Origin of the sequence: Amycolatopsis sp. NBC_00438 (genome assembly GCF_036026695.1) — a bacterium.
Lineage (GTDB): Bacteria > Actinomycetota > Actinomycetes > Mycobacteriales > Pseudonocardiaceae > Amycolatopsis.
Window position 1 is genome coordinate 8,853,981 of record NZ_CP107923.1, and the last position, 21,010, is coordinate 8,874,990.

Genomic DNA, 21,010 nt, shown 5'->3' on the forward strand with positions numbered 1-21,010 from the left:
CAGAACCCCCGCCGAAACCAGGAAGGACCCACGATGACCGCTGCGTGGATTCGCAGACTCGCCCTCGTCTCCGGGGTGCTGACCGTCGTCGGGCTCAGCACCCCGGCCGCACTCGCCGACACTTCGCACGCGCGGGGGACCCAGTACTACGTCGACTGCGCCGGCGGCCACGACTCGGCGTCCGGGCTCGGCGCCGGGCAGGCGTGGAAGACGCTGGCCAAGGTGAACTCCGTCGTGTTCACGCCCGGCAGCCGGATCACGTTCAAGCGCGGGACGACGTGCGACGGCACGTTCGCGCCGAAGGGCTCGGGCACCGCCGGCCGGCCGATCACCACCGGCACCTACGGCTGGGGCGCCAAGCCGAAGATCGACGCGCACGGCGCGCTCGCCGCGGTGCTGCTGCACAACGTCGAAGGCTGGGAGGTGCGCGACCTCGACCTCAGCAACCAGGGCCCGCCGCCGGGCGAGACCGAGCTGCGCATCGGCGTCTACGTCCAGCTCGAGGACTTCGGCGTCGCGCACCACATCGTCGTCTCGGGCGTCGACGTCCACGACGTCAACGGCTGTGACTGCCGCAACCCGCACACCCCGACCGTCAGCGGTGCGATCGTCTTCAAGGCGGGCGGCACGACCAAGCCGAGCGGCTTCGACGACGTCGTCATCGAGGGCAACACGCTGCGGCACGTCGACCGGCAGGGCATCGCGACGTCGTCCGACTGGGAGAAGCGCGCGCAGTACCCCGACGGCCGCGGCACGACGTACGTCCCGATCACCCGGCTGCGCATCGCCCACAACTACGGCGAGGACATCGGCGGGGACGCGGTCGGCGTCTACAACGCGACGAACGCCGTGGTGGAGTACAACACCTTCCGCGGCTGGGCCGAGCGCGCGCCGTCCTACACCGCCGCGCTCAGCGCGTTCAACGCCGACGGCACGGTGTTCCGCTACAACGAGGTCTCCTACGGTCACGGCTCCGGCCCGCTGCCCTCGGCCGCGTACATGACCGAGCACGCGAACCTCGACACGGTGTTCGAGCACAACCTCAGCCGCGAGAACCAGGGCGGCATGCTGGTGGTCTGCGCCGACGCCGGCCGGCCGACGGACCGCACCACGGTCCGCTACAACATCAGCCAGAACGACTTCTCCAACGGCTACTACCCGGACTTCAACGGTGGCACCGACCCGGTCGGCGTCATCACGGTGATCTGCCTGGAGACCGGGCGCCTGCAGGTGTACGGCAACACGGTCTACGCGCCGAACGCCGAGCGCCTGCTGATGAACTACACCACCGACCCGCTGGAGTTCAGCGACAACATCTTCGTCGGGCGCGCGGGCGGGTCGCAGTTCAGTGACGCGTACGGGACCTACGACCACAACCTGTACCAGAACGTCACGACGGTCCCGGCCGGTGACGCGCACGCCGTCGTCGCCGACCCGAAGTTCACCGCGCCGGGCCTGGCGGCGGATCGCCAGGACGCCACCGGCTACCGGCTGCGCGCCGGTTCGCCCGCGTTGTCGGCCGGCGCCGCGAACCAGGGCGTGCGGGACTACTTCGGTTACCCGGTCCCGCCGGTGCGCCCGAACATCGGGGCGTACGCCGGACCCGCGGTCCGATGAGCCGGCGGGTCCTCGTCGTCGGGGCCGGGCTCGGCGGGCTCTGCCTGGCGCACGGGCTGCGGCAGGCCGGCGTCGACGTCGTGGTGCACGAACGCGACGAGACGCCGGCCCCGCGGCACCGGCTGCGGATCACGCCCGACGGCGAGCGGGCGTTCCGGGAGTGCCTGCCGCCGGCCGTGCGCGAGGGGTTCGTCGCGACGTCCATGCGTTACACGAAGGGCATGGCGGCCTACGACGAACACCTGGTGCAGCAGTGGGAACACCACGACGAGGACGACGGGAACCTCGACCGCGTCGACGCCGTCGACCACCGGACGCTGCGTGAGGTGCTGCGCACCGGCCTCGGCGACGTCGTCCGGTTCGGCTCGTCGTTCAGCCACCACGAGCTGACGGTCGAGGGCGGGGTTCGCGCGTACTTCCGCGACGGCACGTCCGACGCCGGTGACGTCCTGGTCGCCGCGGACGGGACGGACTCGGCGGTGCGCGCCGCGTGGCGTCCCGGCGACGAGCCCCGCGACCTCGGCGTCCGCGCGATCGTCTCGCGGATCCCGATGGCGAAGGCGATCAAGGGCGGGCTGCCGGAGTTCATGCACGACCGGTTCACCTCCGTCGTCAGCTCCGGCGGTGTCAGTTTCGGGTTGCTGCCCATGGTGTTCCGGCCGGGCACCGACGCCGAGGACTACTACACGGCGGTGTTCAACACGCACCGGTCGCACCTCGGGATCACCGACGACGTCCTGTTCGGGCTGTCCGGGGCCGCCCTGCGGGAGGTGCTGCTGAACCGGACCGCGGACTGGCACCCGGACCTGCACGGGGTGTTCGCGCACGCGGAGCCGGCGGAGACGCACGTGCTGGCCCTGCGGGCGACGGCGCCGGGCCCGGCGTGGGGCCAGGGCCCGGTGGTCCCGCTCGGCGACGCGGCGCACACGATGCCGCTGTCGGGCGGGGCCGGGGCGAACGTCGCGGCCCAGGACGCGGCGGCGTTGTGCCGCGTCCTGACGATGCCGGGCTCGCTGGCCGAAGGACTGGCGGGCTACCAGGCGGACGTCACCCGCCGCGGCGCCGCGGCGATCGCGGAGTCGGTCCGGATGGCCCAGGCCTCGATGCGCCTGGACTGGGAGTACTGAAGAAAGGTCCGTGAAGGCCTCCTTGAGGGACTCTATGTCCCTCAAGGGGGCCTTCACGGCTTTGCGGCGCGCGGGGATGGTGAGGCGTGCCGCGAGAACGGGTCGCGCACCGCACCGGGGGGTAGCGGTGCGGTGCGCGATCCTCTTTCACCGGGGAGGCTGGGGGTCAACCCCGGTTCGGCGCGACGGCCACCCGCCCGGCCTCGCGGCACAGGGGCTGGTAGGCGTCGCCGGTCGTGACGGCCAAGGCCGGCTGCGGCTCGGTGCGGGCCGCTCCCAGCAGCTCCGCCTCCAGGTGCAGCCGGCGGCCGATGTCGCGGAAGGTCGGCAGCATGCGGTAGTGGTGTTCCTCCGTGTGGTCGGCCGCGTGCTCGAACTCCAGGAGGTGCAGGTTCACCAGGTCGTCCAGCAGGGTTTCCGCCAGGCAGCCGTCGAGGTCGAGCACGGCCGACGCGGCCGCCAGGGACAGGCTCCCGGCGCCGGAGGTGCTCAGCGCGCGGAACGCCCAGCGCACCTCCGGCGTCGCGACGCGGTAGGTGAGCGACACGCTCGAGCGCAGGTCGAACGGGTCGTCCGCACCCGTGTCGGCCCAGTCCGCGGCCCGCCGCACCGGCCAGTGCGGGCGGTGCCGCAGCCGGGTCGCCGCCGCGTGCAGGGCCAGCGGCAGGCCGTCGCAGCGGGCGACCAGCGCGCGGGTGCCGTCCGGGTCCTGAGCGAGCCGCTCCGGGCCGATCAGGCCGCTCAACATCCGGACGCCGTCGGTGCCGCCCAGCGGGCTCAGGCTCACCACCGTCGTCACCGCGGGATCCGACAGCTGAATCCGGCTCGCGACGACGACCGCGCACTCGCGGCCCGCGGGCAGCAACGGCGCGAGCTGGTGGTCGTCCAGCACGTCGTCGAGCACCACCAGCACCCGCCGGTCGGCCGTCCAGGTGCGGAACTGGGTGCTGCGTTCCGCGACCGAGCCGGCGATCCGGTCGCCCGGGACGCCGATCGCGCGCAGGAACCCGGCCAGCACCGTGCCCGGGTCGACCGGCTGCCCGGCGGCGTCGGCCAGGCTCGCGTGGAACTGGCCGTCGGGGAACTTCTCCCGCACGTCGTGGCCCGCGTGCACGCACAGCGCCGTCTTGCCCGATCCCGGCGGGCCGTCGACGGTGACGACCGCCGGGCCCCGCCGCTCGGGTGCCGTGACGGCGGTGACGATCGTGTGCAGCTCGGTGTCCCGGCCGACCAGGCCCGGCCCGGCGGGTGGCAGCTGACGCGGCGGCTCCGGCCGCGCCACCTGCCGCCGGACCTGGGCCGGGACGGCGTCGAGGCTGCCGTTCGCGGCCAGCACCGCGCGGTGGACGCGCTGCAGCTCCGCGCCCGGGTCGAGGCCCAGCTCGTCGGCCAGGGCCGACCGGGTCCGTTGGTAGACACCCAGCGCCTCGGAGCGCCGGCCGGAGCGGTAGAGCGCCAGCATCAGCTTGGCCTGGAAACCTTCGTGCGTCGGCTGCTGCGCCGCCAGCCGGGTGAGCTCGCCCAGCACCTCCTGGTGCCGGCCGAGCTGCAGCGCGGCGTCGATGCGGTGCTCCAGGGCGTTCTTGCGCATCTCGTCGAGCCGCAGGACCTCGGCCTGCAGCACCGGGCCCGGGTTGAGGTCGACGAGCGCGGAGCCGCGCCAGAGCCGCAGCGCGCCGTCCAGGGTGTGGAACGCCGCCTCGGCGTCCCCGGAGTCGAGCTCGGTCCAGCCCTGCGTCGCCTGGCGCTCGAAGTGGCTCGAGTCCAGGGCGTCGCGGTCCACCGCGAGCATGTAACCGCCGGAGAGGGTGAGCAGCACGGGCTGCCCGTCGTCCCGGCGGACGCGCGCCGACGGCCGCTGCGCCGCGTCCAGCTCCAGCAGCTTCCGCAGCTGGTAGACGTAGGTCTGCAGGGTCGTCTTGACGCTGGTCGGCGGGTTCTCCTCCCAGAGTTCTTCGATGAGCTGTTCGGTCCGGACGATGTGGTTAGCGGACACGGCGAGCAGGCTGAACACGCGCTGGAGCTTCGGCGCGGACGGCGTGATCGGCACCCCGTCGCGTACGACCTCCAGCGGGCCGAGAACCTTGACGCACAACATCTGCATCCTCCAAGTATCGATGCGGCGTGGTCCGCTCCCCGTCGGATTACGCCGCTCCCCAGTCCCCAGGTTTGCCCGCACCCATAACCGGGTAAGAACCAGTCGGGTGCGGGCTTCTGCCCACCATGGCCGGGTCCGCTGGACGAGCATTAGCAGAGCGCTGACGCCGCCTTGGGAATGTCAGCCTATCGTGCAAGGTTTTCGTAGCTCCAGGTGCATTCTAGTGACCGGCGGTCACTTTCTGGTCGAAGAGCGCACGACAGAAGGGGTGATCAGGATGCAATACCTTCGGCGAAATTCACCTGATCGGCCCGCGCCGTTCTGACCTGCGGTGACGTGGGTCTTGAGCGAGGTGTACGACTTCGCCGTGCGAGCAGCCGCGGATTCCACCCAGCCTGCCGAGAAGATTTTCCCACGACGACGGCGGCGCACGCGCGCGTATTGAAGAAGGGGTCGTAAAAGATTCGAGGACGCGATTGTCGCTCGACGCGGAATGGTCGCGGAGCGGTCGCTCGACTCGTTTCCGGGGATTGCGGCGGCGCAATTCCGGAGCCGTTCACCGGCGTCCTCGTACGGTTCACGAGGACGTGAGAAAGCGCTGTCTTCCGTGGTCCACGGCCGGCCGTGAGCGGTTGCTCCCGTGCCGGGTGGGCGGTGTGGCGGTGTGTCCCTCACCATAGTCAGGGACTTGCCTCACTGTGTCAACCGTCTGTTTCATTAAGTCGATCAGCCGGTTGAGGTGGTTGGGCGCATGTATAGTCGCCGGTGTGACCGCGTCGTCGAAGCCCCGCCGTTCGCCGAAGCCGCAGGAGCGGCAGCGGGATCCCGACCGCACGCGCCGGTTGATCCTGGAAGCGGCCGTCGCGGAGTTCGCGGCGCACGGCTACGCGGGCGCGCGGATCGCCGCGATCGCGTCGCGCGCCGGCGTGAACCAGCAGCTCATCTCCTACTACTTCGACGGCAAGGAAGGCCTGTACCAGGCGATGTCGGAGGGCTGGGGCCAGCGTGAGAGCGAGCTGGTGGCGCCCGGCACCCCGCTGTCCGAGCAGCTGCGCCGCTACGTCCTGGAGGTCCTGACGTCCCGGGACGGGATGCGCCTGCTGGCGTGGTCGGGCCTGGAGTACGGCGGCCCGGACACCGACCCGGACCACGCGCCGCGCTCGGCCCGGCTGGGCGGCACGGTGGACCAGGTGGCCGAGCTGCAGAAGGCCGGGCAGCTGCCCGAATGGGTCGACCCCGCCTGCCTGACGGTGATGCTGATGGCCGCGGCGATGGCGCCGGTGACCCTCCCGCACGTCATCGAGGGCGTGGCGCAGCAGAACCCGGAGTCGCCGGAGTTCGTCAAGCAGTACGCCGACCAGCTCGCGCGCTTGATCGAATACCTGAATCCGGAAAAATCGTGACGTCGTAACCGGAAAAGGCGGCTTTCCTTCACAGCTGCACCCGGGCACGGGAAAGAGCGGTGGCGCCGCGAGCCCGCACCACCGCTCCTTTCCTCCCTCAGGCGCCGGCCGCTCCCGGGCGGGCCAGGACCATCGCGCTCTGGAAGCCGCCGAAGCCGCTGCCGACCGTCAGGACGACGTCCATCTCGTGTTCCCGGGCCGTCAGCGGGACGTAGTCCAGGTCGCACTCCGGGTCCGCCTCGTGCAGGTTCGCCGTCGGCGGGACCACCTGGCGGTCGAGCGCCAGGGCGCACGCCGCCACCTCCAGCGAGCCGATCGCGCCGAGCGAGTGCCCGATCATCGACTTGATGGAGCTGACCGGGACCTCGTACGCCCGCTGCCCGAGGCTGCGCTTGAACGCCGCCGTCTCGTGGCGGTCGTTCTGCTTGGTCCCCGAGCCGTGGGCGTTGATGTAGTCGACGTCCGCGGGCGCCAGCCGGGCGTGGTCGAGCGCGACCCGGATCGCCTCCGCCATCTCGCGCCCGTCCGGCTTGAGCCCGGTCATGTGGAAGGCGTTGCTGCGCCCCGCGAACCCGACGATCCGCGCGTACTCGCGAGCCCCGCGCCGCAGCGCGGCCGACGTCTCCTCGAGCACCAGCACCGCGGACCCCTCACCCAGCACGAACCCGTCGCGCCGCGCGTCGAACGGCCTCGACGCGTGCTCGGCGTCGTCGTTGTTCGCCGACGTCGCGCGGATCGCGTCGAAGCATGCCGAGGTGATCGGCGACAGCGGCGCGTCCGTGGCGCCGGCGAGCACGACGTCCGCCGAGCCCTCCTCGATCAGCGCCACGCCGTGGCCGACCGCGTCGAGCCCGGACGTGCAGCCCGTCGACACCAGCGCCGTCGGGCCCTCGGCCGCGACCTCCCACGCGACCTCGACGGCCAGCGTGCTCGGCACCATGTAGCCGTAGAGGTGCGGGACGCCGTAGGTGTGGTCGACCAGCCAGTGCTTGCCCTCGTCGGCGAGCACGGCGTACTCCTCCTCCAGGCCCATCGTGCAGCCGACGGCGCTGCCGATGCTGACCGCGATCCGGCCCGGGTCCAGCCCGGTGAGGTCGAGGCCGCTGTCGGCCACCGCCTCCCGGGTGCATACGGTGGCGAACTGCGCGGCCCGGTCCATCCGCCGGATCTGCTGGAGGGACAGCCCCGCGGCCTTCGGGTCGAAGTCGACCTCGGCCGCGATCTTCGAGCGGAAACCGGTGGCGTCGAACAGGCTGATCCGGCGGGTCGCGGTGCGCCCGGCGCTCAGCAGTGCCCAGAACGGTTCCCGGCCGACCCCGCCGGGCGCCACCACACCGATGCCGGTGATGGAGACGCTCCGGGTCACGAAGCACCCCCGACCGCCGGGTTCGGGGCGTCCGGGCGCTGCGGTTGTTCGGTGTCGACGTGGCCCAGTTCCGGCCGCGGTGCCAGCGGCGACAGGTGGAACACACCCCGCGCCTCGACGTCGCCGACGTTGACCAGCCGGTGCCGCACGCCGATCGGGACCATCAGCGAGTCACCCGGGCCGAGCCGCACCGGGACGCCGTCGAGCGTCATCTCCAGCTCGCCCTCGACGACGTGCAGGAACTCCTCGGAGTACGGGTGGTAGTGCTCGGTGACGTGCTCGCCGGCGCCGAGGATGAGGAACCCGCCGAAGCCGGACGTCGAGCCGACCGTCTTCGGGCTGAGCGTCACCCGGATATCACCGCCGCGGCGCTGGTTCGGGGCCGCTTCGGAGACGTTGACCTTCACCTTGTTCCCCGAGTCCACTGTGGTCATCGAACGCGGCCTTCCTCGGGAGTCCAGACGTAGAACGGGGACGCCATCGCGTCCTTCGGTTCCTTCCAGCCGGGGTCGTACGGCGAGACGAGCTCGGCGAGCTTGGTGTTGATGTCGCTGTACAGCTCGGTGCCGCGCGCCTTGTACAGGCTGGAGTTGATGTCCTGGTCCGCCTCGACGAGGTGGAAGTACAGGTCGTGGAAGTTGAAGAGCGTCCGCCGCGAGACGCCGACCATGCGGGGCAGGTCGGTGGCGTCGGACTCGGCGAAGACGTCCGCGATCCGTTCGGGTGAGTCGGTCTTGAGCTTCGCGACGATCAGGGTGCGGTGCACGTTCTCGCCTCCTGGCAACGTTGGGGCACTGGATGAATCCATGCTCCGGGGCACCGGTGTAGCCCGGCTCGAATTCACCACGGAATCCGGTTGCCCGAGCGCAGGAACGCGCCCGTCGGGCCGTCGTCCGGCAAGGTCGCGACGTCGGCGATGTCGACGGCGGCGTCTTCGGGACTCCGCTGCGCGGCCGGCACCATGCGCGTGCGGACCTGGCCGGGGTTGACGGCGTTGACCAGCACGCCGGTGCCCTCGACCTGCCGCGCCAGCATGGTGGTCAGGCCGTTCACCGCCGTCTTCGACAGCGAGTACGCCGGCGCGCCCAGCCACAGGCCCAGCTCGAACGACCCGGTGGCGCTGGAGAGGAACACGACGCGGCCCCAGCCGCGGCGCACCATCGCGGGCACGAACGCCTGCGCGGTGCGCCAGCCGCCGAGGACGTTCACCGAAAGCGTTTGCTCGACGAGGTCGAGCGGCACGGTCAGCGGGTCGTGGCCGCCGTCGAGCAGGACGCCGGCGTTGCACACCAGGACGTCCACCTCGGTCAGCTCGGCGGCGGCCCGCGCGACGCTCGCGGGATCGGTGACGTCGAGTGCGTACGGCCGCGCGGCCGTGCCGATCTCGGCGGCGGCTTTCGCGGCGGCGTCGAAGTCCCGCGCGGTCATGATGACGTCGAGCCCCCGGCCGGCCAGTTCGGCGGCGACGGCCTGGCCGAGCCCCCGGTTGGCGCCGGTGATCAGGGCGGTGCGTTGTGCGGCCACGGGTTCCTCCGCTGGTTGTGGTCCGGTCGCCGCGATGGTCGCGGCCGCTGCTCGATCCGCGCTGGGGTGCCGGTCGTTCGAGTCAGGCTTCAGAACGCGGTGCCACGGTCGTCGGCGAGACAGCCGAGGAGGTTCGGACATGCGGGTGGTGTTCACGACGTGGGCCTGGCCGACGCACCTGTACGCACTGGCGCCGCTGGCCTGGGCGTGCCGGGCGGCCGGCCACGAGGTGCTGTTCGCCAGCCAGCCGGGGCTGGCCGGGGAGATCCGGCGGACCGGGCTGAGCGCCGCGCGGGTCGGTGCCGACGTCGACACCGCGGGGATCGTGCGGGAGTACCTGCTGCCGACCGTGCCCGGGGCCGCGTCGCCGGCGAAGGGCGGCAAACCCCGTGCGGTGCGGTTGTTGCTCGACCACGCCGAGTCCATGGTGGACGATCTGGCCGAGCTGGTCCGGGACTGGCGCGCCGACCTCGTCGTCTACGACCCGACGGCGCTGGCCGGCCCGCTCGCCGCCGCGGCCGCCGGGGTTCCCGCCGTGCGTCATCTCTACGGCGCCGACCTGCTTTCGCGGGTGAGCGGCGTGCTCGCCGAGGCGTTCGCGCCGCTGGCCGCCCGGTTCGGCGGCCTGCCCTTCGACGCCGCGGGCGCCGCGACGATCGACCCGGTCCCGGCGAGCATGCAGGTGCCGGGTGAGCAGCGGCGGCTGCCCGTGCGGTACGTCCCGGTCAACGGCCCCGCCAAGGCGCCGCGCGGGTTCCGCGTCGGCCGCGACCGGCCGCGGGTCTGCGTCAGCTGGGGCCACACGATCGCGAAGGTCGACCCGCGCCGGTTCCTCGTCGACCGCGTGGTCGCCGCGACCGCCGGTCTCGACGTCGACGTCGTGCTCGCGGTGTCGTCGGCGCAGCGTCCGCTGCTCGGGCCGTTGCCGGACCACGTCCGCGTGCTCGTCGACCAGCCCCTGCAACCGATCCTGGCCGGCTGCGACCTGCTGGTCGGCCACGGCGGCGCGAGCAGCCTGCTGACGTCGCTGCACGAAGGGGTGCCGGTGCTGCTGGTGCCGCAGCTGCCCGACCACGCCGGGCATTCGGCGCGGGCCGGGGCGCGCGGCGCCGGTGTCGTGGTGAGCGTCGCCGACGCGACGGCCGAGGTCCTGCACGGCCACATCGCGCGGCTGGTCGCCGCCGACGCTCCCCAACGGACGGCGGCCCGGGAGGTCGCGGCGGAGATGCGCGAGCAGCCGTCACCGTCGAACGTCGCCACCGCGCTGGAAACCCTGACCGGCCCGGTCCTCAACCGTCCGTAGTGGACTGTCCATAGGAGACGCCGATGACCCAAGAAGCCGTCGACACACTGCGGTTTCCCTTCACCAGCAGGCACCCGCTGCTGCCGCCCGAGGAGTACGCGCGATTGCGTGCCGAGGAGCCGGTCGCGAAGGCGACGCTGCCCAACGGCCACGCCGTCTGGCTCGTCACCAAGCACGCGGACGTCCGCAAGGTGCTGGCCGACGCGCGGTTCAGCCGCGAGGCGATCACACGCCCGGACGCGCCCCGGCTGCTGCCGGTCGCGGCCGGGTCCAAGTCGATCTTCGTGATGGACCCGCCCGAGCACACCCGGCTGCGCAAGCTCGTCGGCCGCGTCTTCACCACGCGGCAGGTCGAGAACCTGCGCCCGCGCGTCGAGGAGCTGGCCGAGGAGATGGTGGCCGGGATGGTCGAGGCCGGCCCCGGTGCCGACCTCATCGAGCACCTCGCGCAGCCGCTGCCGATCACCGTCATCTGCGAGATGCTCGGCGTCCCGCAGGACGACCACGACCTGTTCCGCGGCTGGACCGACGTGATGCTGAGCGTCGGGCACCGGTCGTCCGGGCAGGTCGGCGAGGCCGCCGGGAAGCTGCGGCAGTACCTCAACGACCTCATCGAGGCCAAGCAGAAGAACCCGGCCGACGACCTGCTCGCCGTGTTGATCACCGCACGCGACGAGGACGACTCGCTCAGCACCGAGGAGCTGCTCGCGTTCGCCGAGACGATGCTGATGGCCGGCTACCACGCGACGACGTCCGAGATCGCGCACGGCGTGCTCACGCTGACCGAGCAGCCGGGCGCGGTGCGGCGGCTCGTCGAGCACCGCGACGAGCTGCCCGCCGCCGTCGACGAACTCCTGCGGTACTCGCAGGCCGGCGGTGGCGTCGGGCCGATCCGGATCGCCTTGGAGGACATGGAGATCGGCGGCGTCACGGTCAAGGCGGGCGACGCGGTGCTGCCGTGCATCAACTCCGCGAACCGCGACGAAAGCGTTTTCCCCGGTGCCGAAGAGGTCGACCTCACCCGCACGCACAACCCGCACCTCGCCTTCGGCCACGGCATCCACCACTGCCTCGGCGCCCACCTGGGCCGGGTCGAGCTGACGGTCGCGTTGGACCGGCTGCTCGAGCACTTCGGCGAGTTCCGCATCGCCGTCCCCCCAGCCGAACTCGAGTGGAGCGCGAACCGCGCGTTCACCCGACCGGACACCCTGCCGCTGCAGTGGTGACCCCCGTTGAGCACACCACGCAAGGGAAGGACCACCATTCATGACCACGACCGCTGACCAGGGCACGGTCTCCGCGATCAACGCCCGGCCGCTGATCGAGCTCGGGACGTCGTTCTGGGCCGCCAAGACGCTGCTGACCGCCGTCGAGATCGGGCTGTTCACCGAACTGGGCGCCGGGTCGGCGACCGAGGAGCAGCTGCGGGGGAAGCTGGACCTGCACCCGCGCTCGTCGCGGGACTTCCTCGACGCGCTCGTCTCGCTCGACCTGCTGGAGCGCGAGGACGGGCTCTACCGCAACACCGCCACGACCGGGTATTTCCTCGACGAGCACAAGGAAACCTTCCTCGGTGGCTGGATGCGGCAGGCCAGCAAGCACCTGTTCCGCGCCTGGGGCGGACTGACCGAGAGTCTCCGTTCGGGCAAGCCGTTCATCGGCTGGGACACCGCGGACTACTTCGAGCGGCTGTACGAAGACATGGAAGAGCGGCGCTCGTTCATCGCCGCGATGGACGCGTGGACCACGCACATCGCGACCGAGCTGGCCGACGGCATCAACTGGGCCGAGCACAAGACGTTCGTCGACGTCGGCGGCGCGCGTGGCAACCTGTCCGCGTCGCTGGTGAAGGCCCAGCCGCACCTCGACGGCGTCGTGTTCGACCGGCCGGAGATCGCCGAGCTGTTCCACGAGCACATGGCGGCCAAGGGCACCACGGGCCGCGTCGGGTTCGTCGTCGGCGACTTCTTCACCGAGCCGATCGCGCCGGCGGACGTGCTGATCTTCGGGCACATCCTGCACGACTGGAACGACGAAGAGCGCGCGACGCTGGTGCGCAAGGCGTACGAGGCCGTCAACCCCGGCGGCATCGTGGTGATCTACGACCGGATGATCGACGACGACCGCCGCGTCAACAAGACCGGCCTGCTGGGCTGCCTGAACCTGCTGGTCGTCACCCCGGGCGGCTCGGAGTACACGATCGCGGACTGCCGCAAGTACGCCTCGGACGCCGGTTTCGAGTCGACGACGACGGTCCCGCTGTTCGACGGCCTCGAGACGGCCGTCGTCTGCCGGAAGGCCCGCTGATGCCGTACGTGGCGATCACCTACGACATCAAGAGCGGCTGCGAGGACGACGTCGCGTCGGTGTTCGCGGACTTCCAGCGCCCGAGGTCGAGCGTCCTGCCGGACGGTGCCCGGATCCTGGCGACGGCGGTCTTCATCCGCGACGCGACCTTGGTGCGGTTCATCGAGTACGAAGGCGACCTGGACGCCGTGGCCCGCTTCATGGCGAACCAGCCAGGGGTGCGGGAGGTGGAGCGCAAGCTGGCGCCGTACCTGAACAACCCGCGCGACACCGGCACGGTGGAAGGGTTCGTCCGGACGTTCCGGAGCAGCATGCTGCGGTGCGTCACGCAGTTCGCGGTACCCCGGAGCCCGGTACCCGCCTGACCTGCCGCACCAGCCGACACGAGAACGGGCCGGGATCTTCGGATCCCGGCCCGTTCTCCGTGTCGACCCTCTGATCACGCGAGTCGACCCCTTCGATCACGGACCCTGCCCGGCCCCGGAGGGTCGGCTCGCGCGCTTGGAGGGTCGGCTCGCGTACCTGGGGAGTCGGCTCGCGTACCTGGAGGGTCGGCTCACCCCGCGGCCGGCCTCCTCCGGGGGTAGCGAAAAGCCGTGAAGGCCTCCTTACCGGCTCTTATGGCCGGTAAGGAGGCCTTCACGGACCTTGGGGGTGGGTCAGGCGGGGCGGCGGAGGACGACCAGGGTGTCGTAGTCGCCCAGGGGCTTCGCCGAGAAGTCCGTGAAGCCGACCTCCGCCGCGTGCTCGCGGATCTCCGACGCCGGGTACTCCGAGCCGCCGTCGCTGACCAGGAGCATGTCGATGCTGATCACCAGGTTCTCGACGTGCCGCGGGTCCTCGTCCAGCATGCGGTCGTACACCAGCAGCGTGCCGCCGGGGTTGACCGACGCGGCGGCCTTCTGCAGGATGCGCTTGCGGTGGTCGCGGTCGAAGTCGTGCAGGATGTGGCCCAGCACCACCAGGTCGGCCGACGGCAGGTCGTCGTGGAAGACGTTGCCGCCGTGGAACTCCAGCCGGTCGGTCAGGCCGAGGGTCGCCATGTGCTCGGTGAAGAACGGCTTCATCGGGGGCAGGTCGAAGACGTGCCCGTAGAGGTCCGGGTTCGCCTTGACGATCTGGCTCGCCATGTTGCCGCGGCAGCCGCCGATGTCGAGCATGGTCTTGAACTCCGACCACTCGAACGCCTCGACCAGCTGCGGGCCGAGCACCTGCGTGAGCGCGTCCATCATGCGGATGAACTGGCCCAGCACCTTCGGGTTCGCGATGACCTGCTCGAAGTCGCCCTCGGCCTGCGGCTTCCCGGTCTTGAGCGCCTCGGTGAGCAGGCCCCACGCCGGGTACAGGTTGTTGTTGGCGCGGTGCATGAAACCGCCGACGTACGTCGGGAGGTGCGTCACCAGGTAGCGGTCGGCGCCGGCGGCGTTGCGGTACCGGTCGCCGTCCTTCTCCAGCAGGCCCAGGGCCACCAGCAGGTTCAGGAAGTCGCCGAGGCCGCGGCCGTGCAGCGCCAGGCTCTTCCGGAGCTGCTCTTCGGTCGCCGAACCCGAGTGCAGCTTGGTGAACAGGTCGAGTTCCACCGCGGTGAGCAACGCCTTCGCGTCACAGAAAGCGTTGCAGAGCCTGATGATTCCCGCCGGGGTGCTGACATCCGGTGCGGTACTCGTCATGTGCCGACTTCCCTTCTCGACAGTTCGCACGGCCACTGACCGGGCCGGATCTGTCGTCACCGTTCCACCGGCGGGTGGAGCGCAACTCGAACCGGCTTGGAAGCGGCGGGCTCCACCCGGGTTCGAGTTCCGGTTCAGCGCCCCTTGCCAGGCTCACCGCCAAGTCAACACGGAAAGGGTGGCGTCCGGTGGAGCAAGGACTGCGTGGCAAACGGGTACTGGTGACCGGTGGCACCAAGGGGATCGGACGGGCTACGGCGCTCGCCTTCGCCCGGGCCGGGGCCTGGGTGGTCGCCGGCCACCGGACCGGTGACGAGGCGGCGGAAAGCCTGGCGCGGGAGCTGAAGGCGCTCGGCGAGCACCACCGCCTGGTGCAGGCGGACGTGACGAGCCGCGCGGACGTCGCGGCGCTGGCGGAGTCCGTGCGCGCCGACTGGGGCGGGCTCGACGTCGTCGTCAACAACGTCGGTGTCGACGGCGGCGTCCCCTTCGGGGAGATCGACGACGCCGAGTGGGACCGGCTCATCGACCACAACGTGACGTCGGCCTACCTGGTCACGCAGGCCGTGCTGGACCTGCTGACCGACGGCGCTTCGGTGATCAACGTCGGGTCGTCGGTGGCGCTGCGCGGCCGGGTCAACGGCGTGCACTACACGGCGTCGAAGGCGGCCCTGATCGGTTTCACCCGCGGTCTGTGCAAGGAGCTCGGCCCGCGCGGCATCCGCGTCAACACCGTCGCCCCCGGTCTCACCGAGACCGAGCCGGGCGCGGGCCTGCCGCCGCACGCTGTCGAACGGATCGTCGGGATGACGGCGCTGGGCCGGATCTGCCAGCCCGAGGACGTCGCCGGCGCCGTGCTGTTCCTCGCCGGGGACACGGCGAGCTACATCAGCGGCGTCACCCTCAACGTCGACGGCGGGGTCTGATGGCGACCGCGCGCCGTGGGCTGCGGGTGGTCGTCGTCGGCGGCGGGGTCGGCGGGCTGTGCCTGGCCCAGGGCCTGCGCAAGGCCGGCATCGACGTCTCCGTGCACGAACGCGATGACTCGATCCGCGGCCGCAACCAGGGCTACCGGCTGCACATCAGCCCGGACGGCGAACGCGCACTGCGGGAGTGCCTGCCCGAGCGCGTCCAGGCGCTGCTGACCGCGACCGCGAACAGCCGCTACGGCTTCGGCATGGCGAACTACGACGAGCACCTCGTTCCACAGTGGACTCCCGAGATGAGCGACCCGCGCGCCGATCAGGTGGACAAGGTCGACGCCGTCGACCGCGTGACGCTGCGGAAGGTGCTGCTGGCCGGGCTCACCGGCGCCGTCCACTTCGGAAAGCGCTACACCCACCACGAGGTCCAGCCCGACGGCACGGTCGCCGTGCAGTTCGCGGACGGCAGCGTCGACACCGGGGACGTGCTCGTCGCCGCGGACGGCGCGAACTCGGTGATCCGGCGAGCACAGGGCTTTCCCGAGCCGCGCGACCTCGGCGTCCGGACGATCTTCGGCCGGATCCCGATGACCGCACGGCTGCGCGCGGAGCTGCCGGAGATCCTGCAGGACCGGTTCACCTGGGTGATCGGCTCGGACGAGCACAAGCTCGGCCTGATGCCGATGGTCTTCCGGACCGAGCCGGCGACGGCGTCCGCGCGGCTGTGGCCGGAGCTCGCCTTCGAACCGTGCGACGACTACTTCATGTCGGTGTTCTCCATGCACCGCACCGCGACCGGGATGCCGGACGAGCAGTTCCTCGCGATGAGCGGCGCGCAGCTGTGGGAGTTCGCGAAGGCCCGCACCACCGGCTGGCACCCGCACCTGCGGGCGATCATGGAGTTCGCCGACGTCGAGGAGACGTTCCCGGTGGCCGTCCGCGCGACCGCGCCGATCGAGCTGTGGGAACCCGGCCCGCTCATCCCGCTCGGCGACGCGGTCCACGCGATGCCGCCGTCCGGTGGTGTCGGCGCGAACACGGCGCTGCGCGACGCCGCGACGCTCACCCGCGAACTGCTCGCCGCCGACCGCGGCGAGCAGCCGGTGGCGCTGGCTTCCGAGCGGTACCAGACGGAAATGCTCGGCTACGCCACGGACGCCGTCGCGATGTCGCTGCAGGTCGCGAAGTGGTCGCTCAAGCGGATCGACTTCGACGAGTCGGTGCTCCCGGCGCGCGTGGCCGGCTGACTCGGCCGGCCGAAAAGACAGGAGGAGTTATGGACATCGGAGTGGGCCTGCCCAACACCGTCCCCGGTACGGACGGCCGGCAGCTGATCGAGTTCGCCGCTCGCGCGGACGAGCTCGGGTTCAGCACGCTGGCCGTGCTCGACCGGCTGGTGTACGACAGCTACGACGCCACGGTGGCGCTGGCCGCGGCGGCCGCCGCCACCAGCCGGATCACCCTGGCCCCGACCATCCTGCTGGCCGGTTACTGGCCGAGCGCGGCGCTGCTGGCCAAGCAGCTGGCGAGCATCGACCGGCTCTCCGGCGGGCGGCTGGTGGTCGGTGTCGCCGCCGGCGGGCGCGAGGACGACTTCCTCGCCACCGGCGTCGACTTCCACACCCGCGGCAAGTGGCTGGACCAGCTGCTCGACGAGCTGAAGGAGGTCTGGGCAGGCCGCGGGCCGGTGCCCGGCATCGGCCCCAAGCCGTCGAACGGCGCGGCCGTCCCGATCTGGGCCGGCGGCAACGGGCCCGCGTTCGTGCGCCGCGCCGCCGAGCACGGCATCGGCTGGGTGTCCGGCGGTGGCCCGGTTTCGCGCTACCCGCAGCAGGCCGACCAGGTCCGCACCGCGTTCGTCGCGGCGGGTCGCGCCGACACGCCGAAGATGGGCGCGCTGACCTACGTCGCCCTCGGCGAGGAGCGCAAGGCGGCCGGCGGCCGCTACCTGCTCGACTACTACTCCTACATGGGCGAGAAGGCGCAGTTCCTGGCGAACGGCGTCATCTCCGACGAGACCCGGCTGCGCGAGACGATCGACGCCTACGCCGCCGCCGGGTGCGACGAACTCCTGCTCTTCCCCTGCACGGCCGACGTCGACCAGCTCGACGAGCTGGCCAAGGTCTGCCTGTAACCCCGGCCGCGAGCAAAGGAAAACGCATGACTGACATCCGAGTGCCGGTGCTCGTCGTGGGCGCCGGCCCGGTCGGCATCTCGACCGCGCTGTTCCTGGCCCGCCACGGGGTCGCGCCGCTGCTGGTGGAGCAGCGGGACGGCACGTCCACGCTGCCGCGGGCGCCCGGGCTGCAGGCCCGGACCATGGAACTCTTCCGCGCCGCCGGGGTGAACCAGGAGATCCGGGCCCTCGAGGTCGGCGACTCCCACCCGTACTTCGAGGGCGGCATCATCCAGGTCCGCACGTTCGCCGAGATCGACGACGCCGAGGTGCTGGAGTCGCCGTCGCTGGACGGCCCGACCGTCAGCCCGGAGCGCGTGATGGGCTGCGGCCAGGACCGCTACGAGCGGGTGCTGGCCGACCTGGCCCGCGGCGCGGGTGCGGACATCCGGTTCGGCACGCGGCTGACGTCGTTCACCCAGGACGACGACGGCGTCACCGCGAACATCAAGGACCTCGCGACCGGCGAGGAGAGCACCGTCCGGGCCGACTACCTGGTCGCCGGGGACGGCGCGAACAGCAAGATCCGCGCCGCGCTCGGCGTCGAGCGCAGCGGCATCGGGACCGTGTTCAACGCGCTGAGCGTGTACTTCCGCGCGCCGCAGCTGACGTCGGTGCTCAAGGACCGCAAGTTCATCCTGTGTTACGCCACCGCGGCGCCCGGCACGCTGATGGGCCTGTCGCGGCTGCACGGCGCCGACCCGTGGCTGGCCGCGCCGCTCTACTACCCGGAGAAGGGCGAGACGCCCGCCGATTACCCGGACGAACGGTGCGTCGAAATCGTGCGCACGGCCGCCGGCGTGCCGGACATGGACGTCGAGATCGTCGCGAAGGTGCCCTGGCAGGGTGCGCAGCTGGTGGCCGACACGTTCCGCCGCGGCCGCGTCTTCCTCGCCGGTGACGCGGCGCACGTGCACCCGCCGGCCGGCGGGTTCGGGGCCAACACCGGCATCCACGACGCGCACAACCTGGCGTGGAAGATCGCCGCCGTGCTGGCCGGGACGGCCGGCGACCCGCTGCTCGACAGCTACGACGCCGAGCGCCGCGGCGTCGGCGGCGCGATGGCCCGCCAGGCCATGGTGCGCAACCGGATCCGCCACGGCTACGCCGACGAAGAGACCCGGGCGTCCCTTGTGGACGACGTCATCATCACCCTCGGGTACCGCTACCACTCCGAGGCGATCACCGGCGGTCAGGCGGACGCGCCGACGCTCAGCCCGGGCCTGGAGCTGGCCGGCGAGCCCGGCACGCGGGCCCCGCACGTCTGGCTGGAGCGGGGCGGGCAGCGACTGTCCACAATAGACCTGTTCTGGGACAAGTTCGTGCTGCTCACCGGCTCCCGCGGCAACGGCTGGGCCGAGGCCGCCGAGCGGGTCGCCAAGCAGACGGGCCTGCCGCTGGAGGTCCAGGTGATCGACGGTGGCGAGATCACCGCCGTCGACCGCGACTGGGCGAAGGCGTACGGCGTCTCGGCGGACGGCGCGGTGCTCGTGCGGCCGGACGCGTTCGTCGCGTGGCGGTCGGCCGGCAAGGTCGCCGACCAGGACACCGTGCTCGCCGACGTGCTCACCCGCGCCAGCGGCCTGCCGCCCGAGGGCGTGGCGTGAGCGCGCCGGAGATCGACCGGGTCGCGCTCGACGGCACTGTCTCGTTGAGACGGATGCCGCGCTGGTACACCACGCTGTTCGTCACGGACACGTTGGAGCGCTTCGGGTTCTACGGCATGCAGGCGATCCTCGTGCTGTACGCCGCCGCGCCGGTGGAGCGGGGCGGCCTCGGCCTGCGCACGGCCGACGCGGCGGCGTTGTTCGGCGCCTGGATCAGCGTGATGTTCCTGCTTTCGCTGCCCGGCGGCTGGATCGGCGACCGGCTGCTCGGGCAGTGGCGCGGGCTGCTGTGCGGCTGCGTGCTCAGCGGCGCCGGGTACCTGGCGCTGGCCGCGCCGACCGGCTGGGCCACCACGGCCGGCCTGATCCTGCTCGCCGCGGGTGGCGGGCTGTTCAAGCCGAACCACCAGGCGCTGATCAACCTGATGTTCGACGGCCGCCGCGGCCGCGAGTCCGGCATCTCGCTGATGTACGTCGGGGTCCAGGTCTCGGCGCTCGCCGCGCCGCTGATCACCGGCTACCTCGGCGAGAAGATCAGCTGGCACCTCGGGTTCTCGGTCGCTTCGGCGGCCGTCCTGGTGACGGCGGTGCTGCTGGCCTTCTCGGCCGGGCAGTTCGGCGGCACCGGGATGCGCGCGCGCCGGCCGGCCACACCGGCCGAGCGGCGCCGGGCCCTGCGCGGGGCGGGCCTGGTGCTCGGGCTCGCCGTGGTGCTCGTCGCGCTGCTGGCCGTGACCGGCCGGCTGTCCGCGACCACGGCGATCATGATCGCGAGTGTGCTCAGCATCGCGCTCCCGGTCGTGGGGTACGTGACGCTGTACCGGAACCCGGCGCTCACCGCGGGACGCCGGCGCCGGCTGCGCGGTTACCTCGCGGTGTGCCTCGGGGCCACGTTGTTCTGGATCATCATCGCGCACTCGGCGTCGCTGCTGACGCTGTTCGCGCGGGACCACACCGACCTGACGGTGTTCGGCCTGGGCATCCCGGCCAGCTGGCTGCAGGCGGCGACGCCGGCGTTCATCCTGGTGCTCGCCCCGGTGGTCGCCAAGGTGCTGCCCGCGGTCGACGGCGTCGGCGTCAAGCTCGGCTTCGGCCTGGTGATGGTGGGCACCGGGTTCCTCGTGATGTGCGTCGGCTCGTCGCTCGCCGAAGACGGTCAGCAGGTGTCACTGCTCTGGCTCGCGCTGGTCTACCTGCTGCACGCGGCCGGTGAGGTGATCATCGCGGCGGTCGCGATCTCGTCGGCCGCCGACGTGCTCGGGCCGGAGTTCATCGGCCGTGTCATCGGGATGCTGTGGCTGTTCGCCGCCCTCGGCGGCGGGCTCGGCAGTTTGCTGGTGCGGCTCAGCACGGCCATGAGCGAGCCCGTCTACTACGCCTCCCTCGGCGGGGTGGCCGCCCTCATCGGCGTCGTCTTCCTGCTGTCCCGCCGCACGCTCGGCAACGCGCTCGCGAGCGACGTCGCCGAAGTCGCCGAAGTCGCCGGAGTCCAGAAAGGACACGTGTAATGCCCTACGCGGCCATCACCTACCGGGTCAAGCCCGGTTTCGAGGACGAGATCGCCGACGTCTTCGCGCGGTTCAAGCGGGTCGACACCCCGGACTTCCGCGGTGCCGACGGCGACGCGGCCGGCCGGCTGCTCGGCACGGCCGTGTTCGTCAAGGACGACATCGTCGTGCGGTTCATCCACTTCGAAGGCGACTTCGCGGCCGTCGGCAAGCACATGGCGGCCCAGAGCGGGGTGCACACGGTCGAGCACGAGCTCGCGCCGTACCTCGCCGAGCAGCGCGAGACCGACAGCGCGGCCGGGTTCGCCGAGTACTTCCGGAACGCCACCATGCGCTGCGTCTCCCAGCTGTCCGTGGCGACCCACCCGGCGGGGAGCTGAG

General features: G+C 71.7%; 19 protein-coding genes. 13 read left to right on the plus strand and 6 right to left on the minus strand.

Annotation, left to right across the window (positions count from 1 at the left end; genetic code table 11):
- Positions 1-33 precede the first annotated feature (33 nt).
- Together OG494_RS40690 and OG494_RS40695 are read left to right on the plus strand one after the other, a co-directional pair.
- Positions 34-1,617: a hypothetical protein gene (locus tag OG494_RS40690; RefSeq protein ID WP_328447936.1), complete on the plus strand. Its 1,584-nt coding sequence runs from the start codon at positions 34-36 to the stop codon at positions 1,615-1,617.
- A complete protein-coding gene (locus tag OG494_RS40695) occupies positions 1,614-2,744 on the plus strand; it encodes an FAD-dependent oxidoreductase (protein ID WP_328447938.1) in 1,131 nt (376 codons plus the stop codon). Before OG494_RS40690 ends, OG494_RS40695 begins: the two co-directional genes overlap by 4 nt.
- Positions 2,745-2,910: 166 nt before the next feature.
- Here the strand turns inward: OG494_RS40695 and OG494_RS40700 are convergent, their stop codons facing one another.
- Positions 2,911-4,848, minus strand: coding sequence for an AfsR/SARP family transcriptional regulator (locus tag OG494_RS40700; RefSeq protein WP_328447940.1), 1,938 nt, complete (start codon positions 4,846-4,848; stop codon positions 2,911-2,913).
- A gap of 761 nt (positions 4,849-5,609) precedes the next feature.
- Here OG494_RS40700 and OG494_RS40705 point away from each other — a divergent pair.
- Complete coding sequence (locus OG494_RS40705) at positions 5,610-6,245, plus strand: TetR/AcrR family transcriptional regulator (RefSeq protein ID WP_328447942.1); 636 nt, start codon at positions 5,610-5,612, stop codon at positions 6,243-6,245.
- Positions 6,246-6,342: 97 nt separating this feature from the next.
- Here the strand turns inward: OG494_RS40705 and OG494_RS40710 are convergent, their stop codons facing one another.
- From OG494_RS40710 to OG494_RS40725, 4 genes are all read right to left on the minus strand, one after another.
- Complete coding sequence (locus OG494_RS40710; RefSeq protein WP_328447944.1) at positions 6,343-7,611, minus strand: beta-ketoacyl-[acyl-carrier-protein] synthase family protein; 1,269 nt, start codon at positions 7,609-7,611, stop codon at positions 6,343-6,345.
- On the minus strand, positions 7,608-8,045 hold the full coding sequence (locus OG494_RS40715) for a cupin domain-containing protein (RefSeq protein WP_328447946.1): 438 nt from the start codon (positions 8,043-8,045) through the stop codon (positions 7,608-7,610). Before OG494_RS40715 ends, OG494_RS40710 begins: the two co-directional genes overlap by 4 nt.
- Positions 8,042-8,377: a TcmI family type II polyketide cyclase gene (locus OG494_RS40720; protein WP_328447948.1), complete on the minus strand. Its 336-nt coding sequence runs from the start codon at positions 8,375-8,377 to the stop codon at positions 8,042-8,044. Before OG494_RS40720 ends, OG494_RS40715 begins: the two co-directional genes overlap by 4 nt.
- Positions 8,378-8,451: 74 nt before the next feature.
- Positions 8,452-9,135 (minus strand): SDR family NAD(P)-dependent oxidoreductase, encoded by a 684-nt coding sequence (locus OG494_RS40725; RefSeq protein WP_328447950.1) that lies wholly within the window; start codon positions 9,133-9,135, stop codon positions 8,452-8,454.
- Positions 9,136-9,274: 139 nt separating this feature from the next.
- Between OG494_RS40725 and OG494_RS40730 the strand changes: the two genes are divergently transcribed.
- Genes OG494_RS40730 through OG494_RS40745 form a run of 4 tightly spaced genes read left to right on the plus strand, consistent with a single transcriptional unit; the run spans position 9,275 to position 13,110 of the window.
- Complete coding sequence (locus OG494_RS40730) at positions 9,275-10,438, plus strand: nucleotide disphospho-sugar-binding domain-containing protein (protein ID WP_328447952.1); 1,164 nt, start codon at positions 9,275-9,277, stop codon at positions 10,436-10,438.
- 23 nt (positions 10,439-10,461) lie between these two features.
- On the plus strand, positions 10,462-11,664 hold the full coding sequence (locus tag OG494_RS40735; protein ID WP_328447954.1) for a cytochrome P450: 1,203 nt from the start codon (positions 10,462-10,464) through the stop codon (positions 11,662-11,664).
- A 40-nt stretch (positions 11,665-11,704) separates the two neighbouring features.
- Positions 11,705-12,745, plus strand: a complete 1,041-nt coding sequence (locus OG494_RS40740) for a methyltransferase (protein WP_328447956.1) — start codon at positions 11,705-11,707, stop codon at positions 12,743-12,745.
- Positions 12,745-13,110, plus strand: coding sequence for a SchA/CurD-like domain-containing protein (locus OG494_RS40745; RefSeq protein ID WP_328447958.1), 366 nt, complete (start codon positions 12,745-12,747; stop codon positions 13,108-13,110). The genes OG494_RS40740 and OG494_RS40745 overlap by 1 nt, the downstream gene beginning before the upstream one ends.
- 294 nt (positions 13,111-13,404) lie before the next feature.
- Here OG494_RS40745 and OG494_RS40750 read toward each other — a convergent pair whose 3' ends face one another.
- On the minus strand, positions 13,405-14,415 hold the full coding sequence (locus tag OG494_RS40750) for a methyltransferase (RefSeq protein ID WP_328447960.1): 1,011 nt from the start codon (positions 14,413-14,415) through the stop codon (positions 13,405-13,407).
- A 188-nt stretch (positions 14,416-14,603) separates the two neighbouring features.
- Between OG494_RS40750 and OG494_RS40755 the strand changes: the two genes are divergently transcribed.
- From OG494_RS40755 to OG494_RS40780, 6 genes are read left to right on the plus strand one after another with little or no spacing between them, the layout of a single operon-like run.
- Complete coding sequence (locus OG494_RS40755) at positions 14,604-15,341, plus strand: SDR family NAD(P)-dependent oxidoreductase (RefSeq protein WP_328447961.1); 738 nt, start codon at positions 14,604-14,606, stop codon at positions 15,339-15,341.
- Complete coding sequence (locus tag OG494_RS40760; protein WP_328447962.1) at positions 15,341-16,585, plus strand: FAD-dependent oxidoreductase; 1,245 nt, start codon at positions 15,341-15,343, stop codon at positions 16,583-16,585. Before OG494_RS40755 ends, OG494_RS40760 begins: the two co-directional genes overlap by 1 nt.
- A gap of 29 nt (positions 16,586-16,614) precedes the next feature.
- Positions 16,615-17,472, plus strand: coding sequence for an LLM class flavin-dependent oxidoreductase (locus tag OG494_RS40765; protein ID WP_328447964.1), 858 nt, complete (start codon positions 16,615-16,617; stop codon positions 17,470-17,472).
- 26 nt (positions 17,473-17,498) lie between these two features.
- On the plus strand, positions 17,499-19,121 hold the full coding sequence (locus tag OG494_RS40770) for an FAD-dependent monooxygenase (protein WP_328447966.1): 1,623 nt from the start codon (positions 17,499-17,501) through the stop codon (positions 19,119-19,121).
- The gene (locus OG494_RS40775) at positions 19,118-20,629 is read left to right on the plus strand and encodes a peptide MFS transporter (RefSeq protein WP_328447968.1); all 1,512 of its coding nucleotides are present in this window, start codon (positions 19,118-19,120) and stop codon (positions 20,627-20,629) included. Before OG494_RS40770 ends, OG494_RS40775 begins: the two co-directional genes overlap by 4 nt.
- Complete coding sequence (locus OG494_RS40780) at positions 20,629-21,009, plus strand: SchA/CurD-like domain-containing protein (protein WP_328447970.1); 381 nt, start codon at positions 20,629-20,631, stop codon at positions 21,007-21,009. The genes OG494_RS40775 and OG494_RS40780 overlap by 1 nt, the downstream gene beginning before the upstream one ends.
- Position 21,010: the final 1 nt, after the last annotated feature.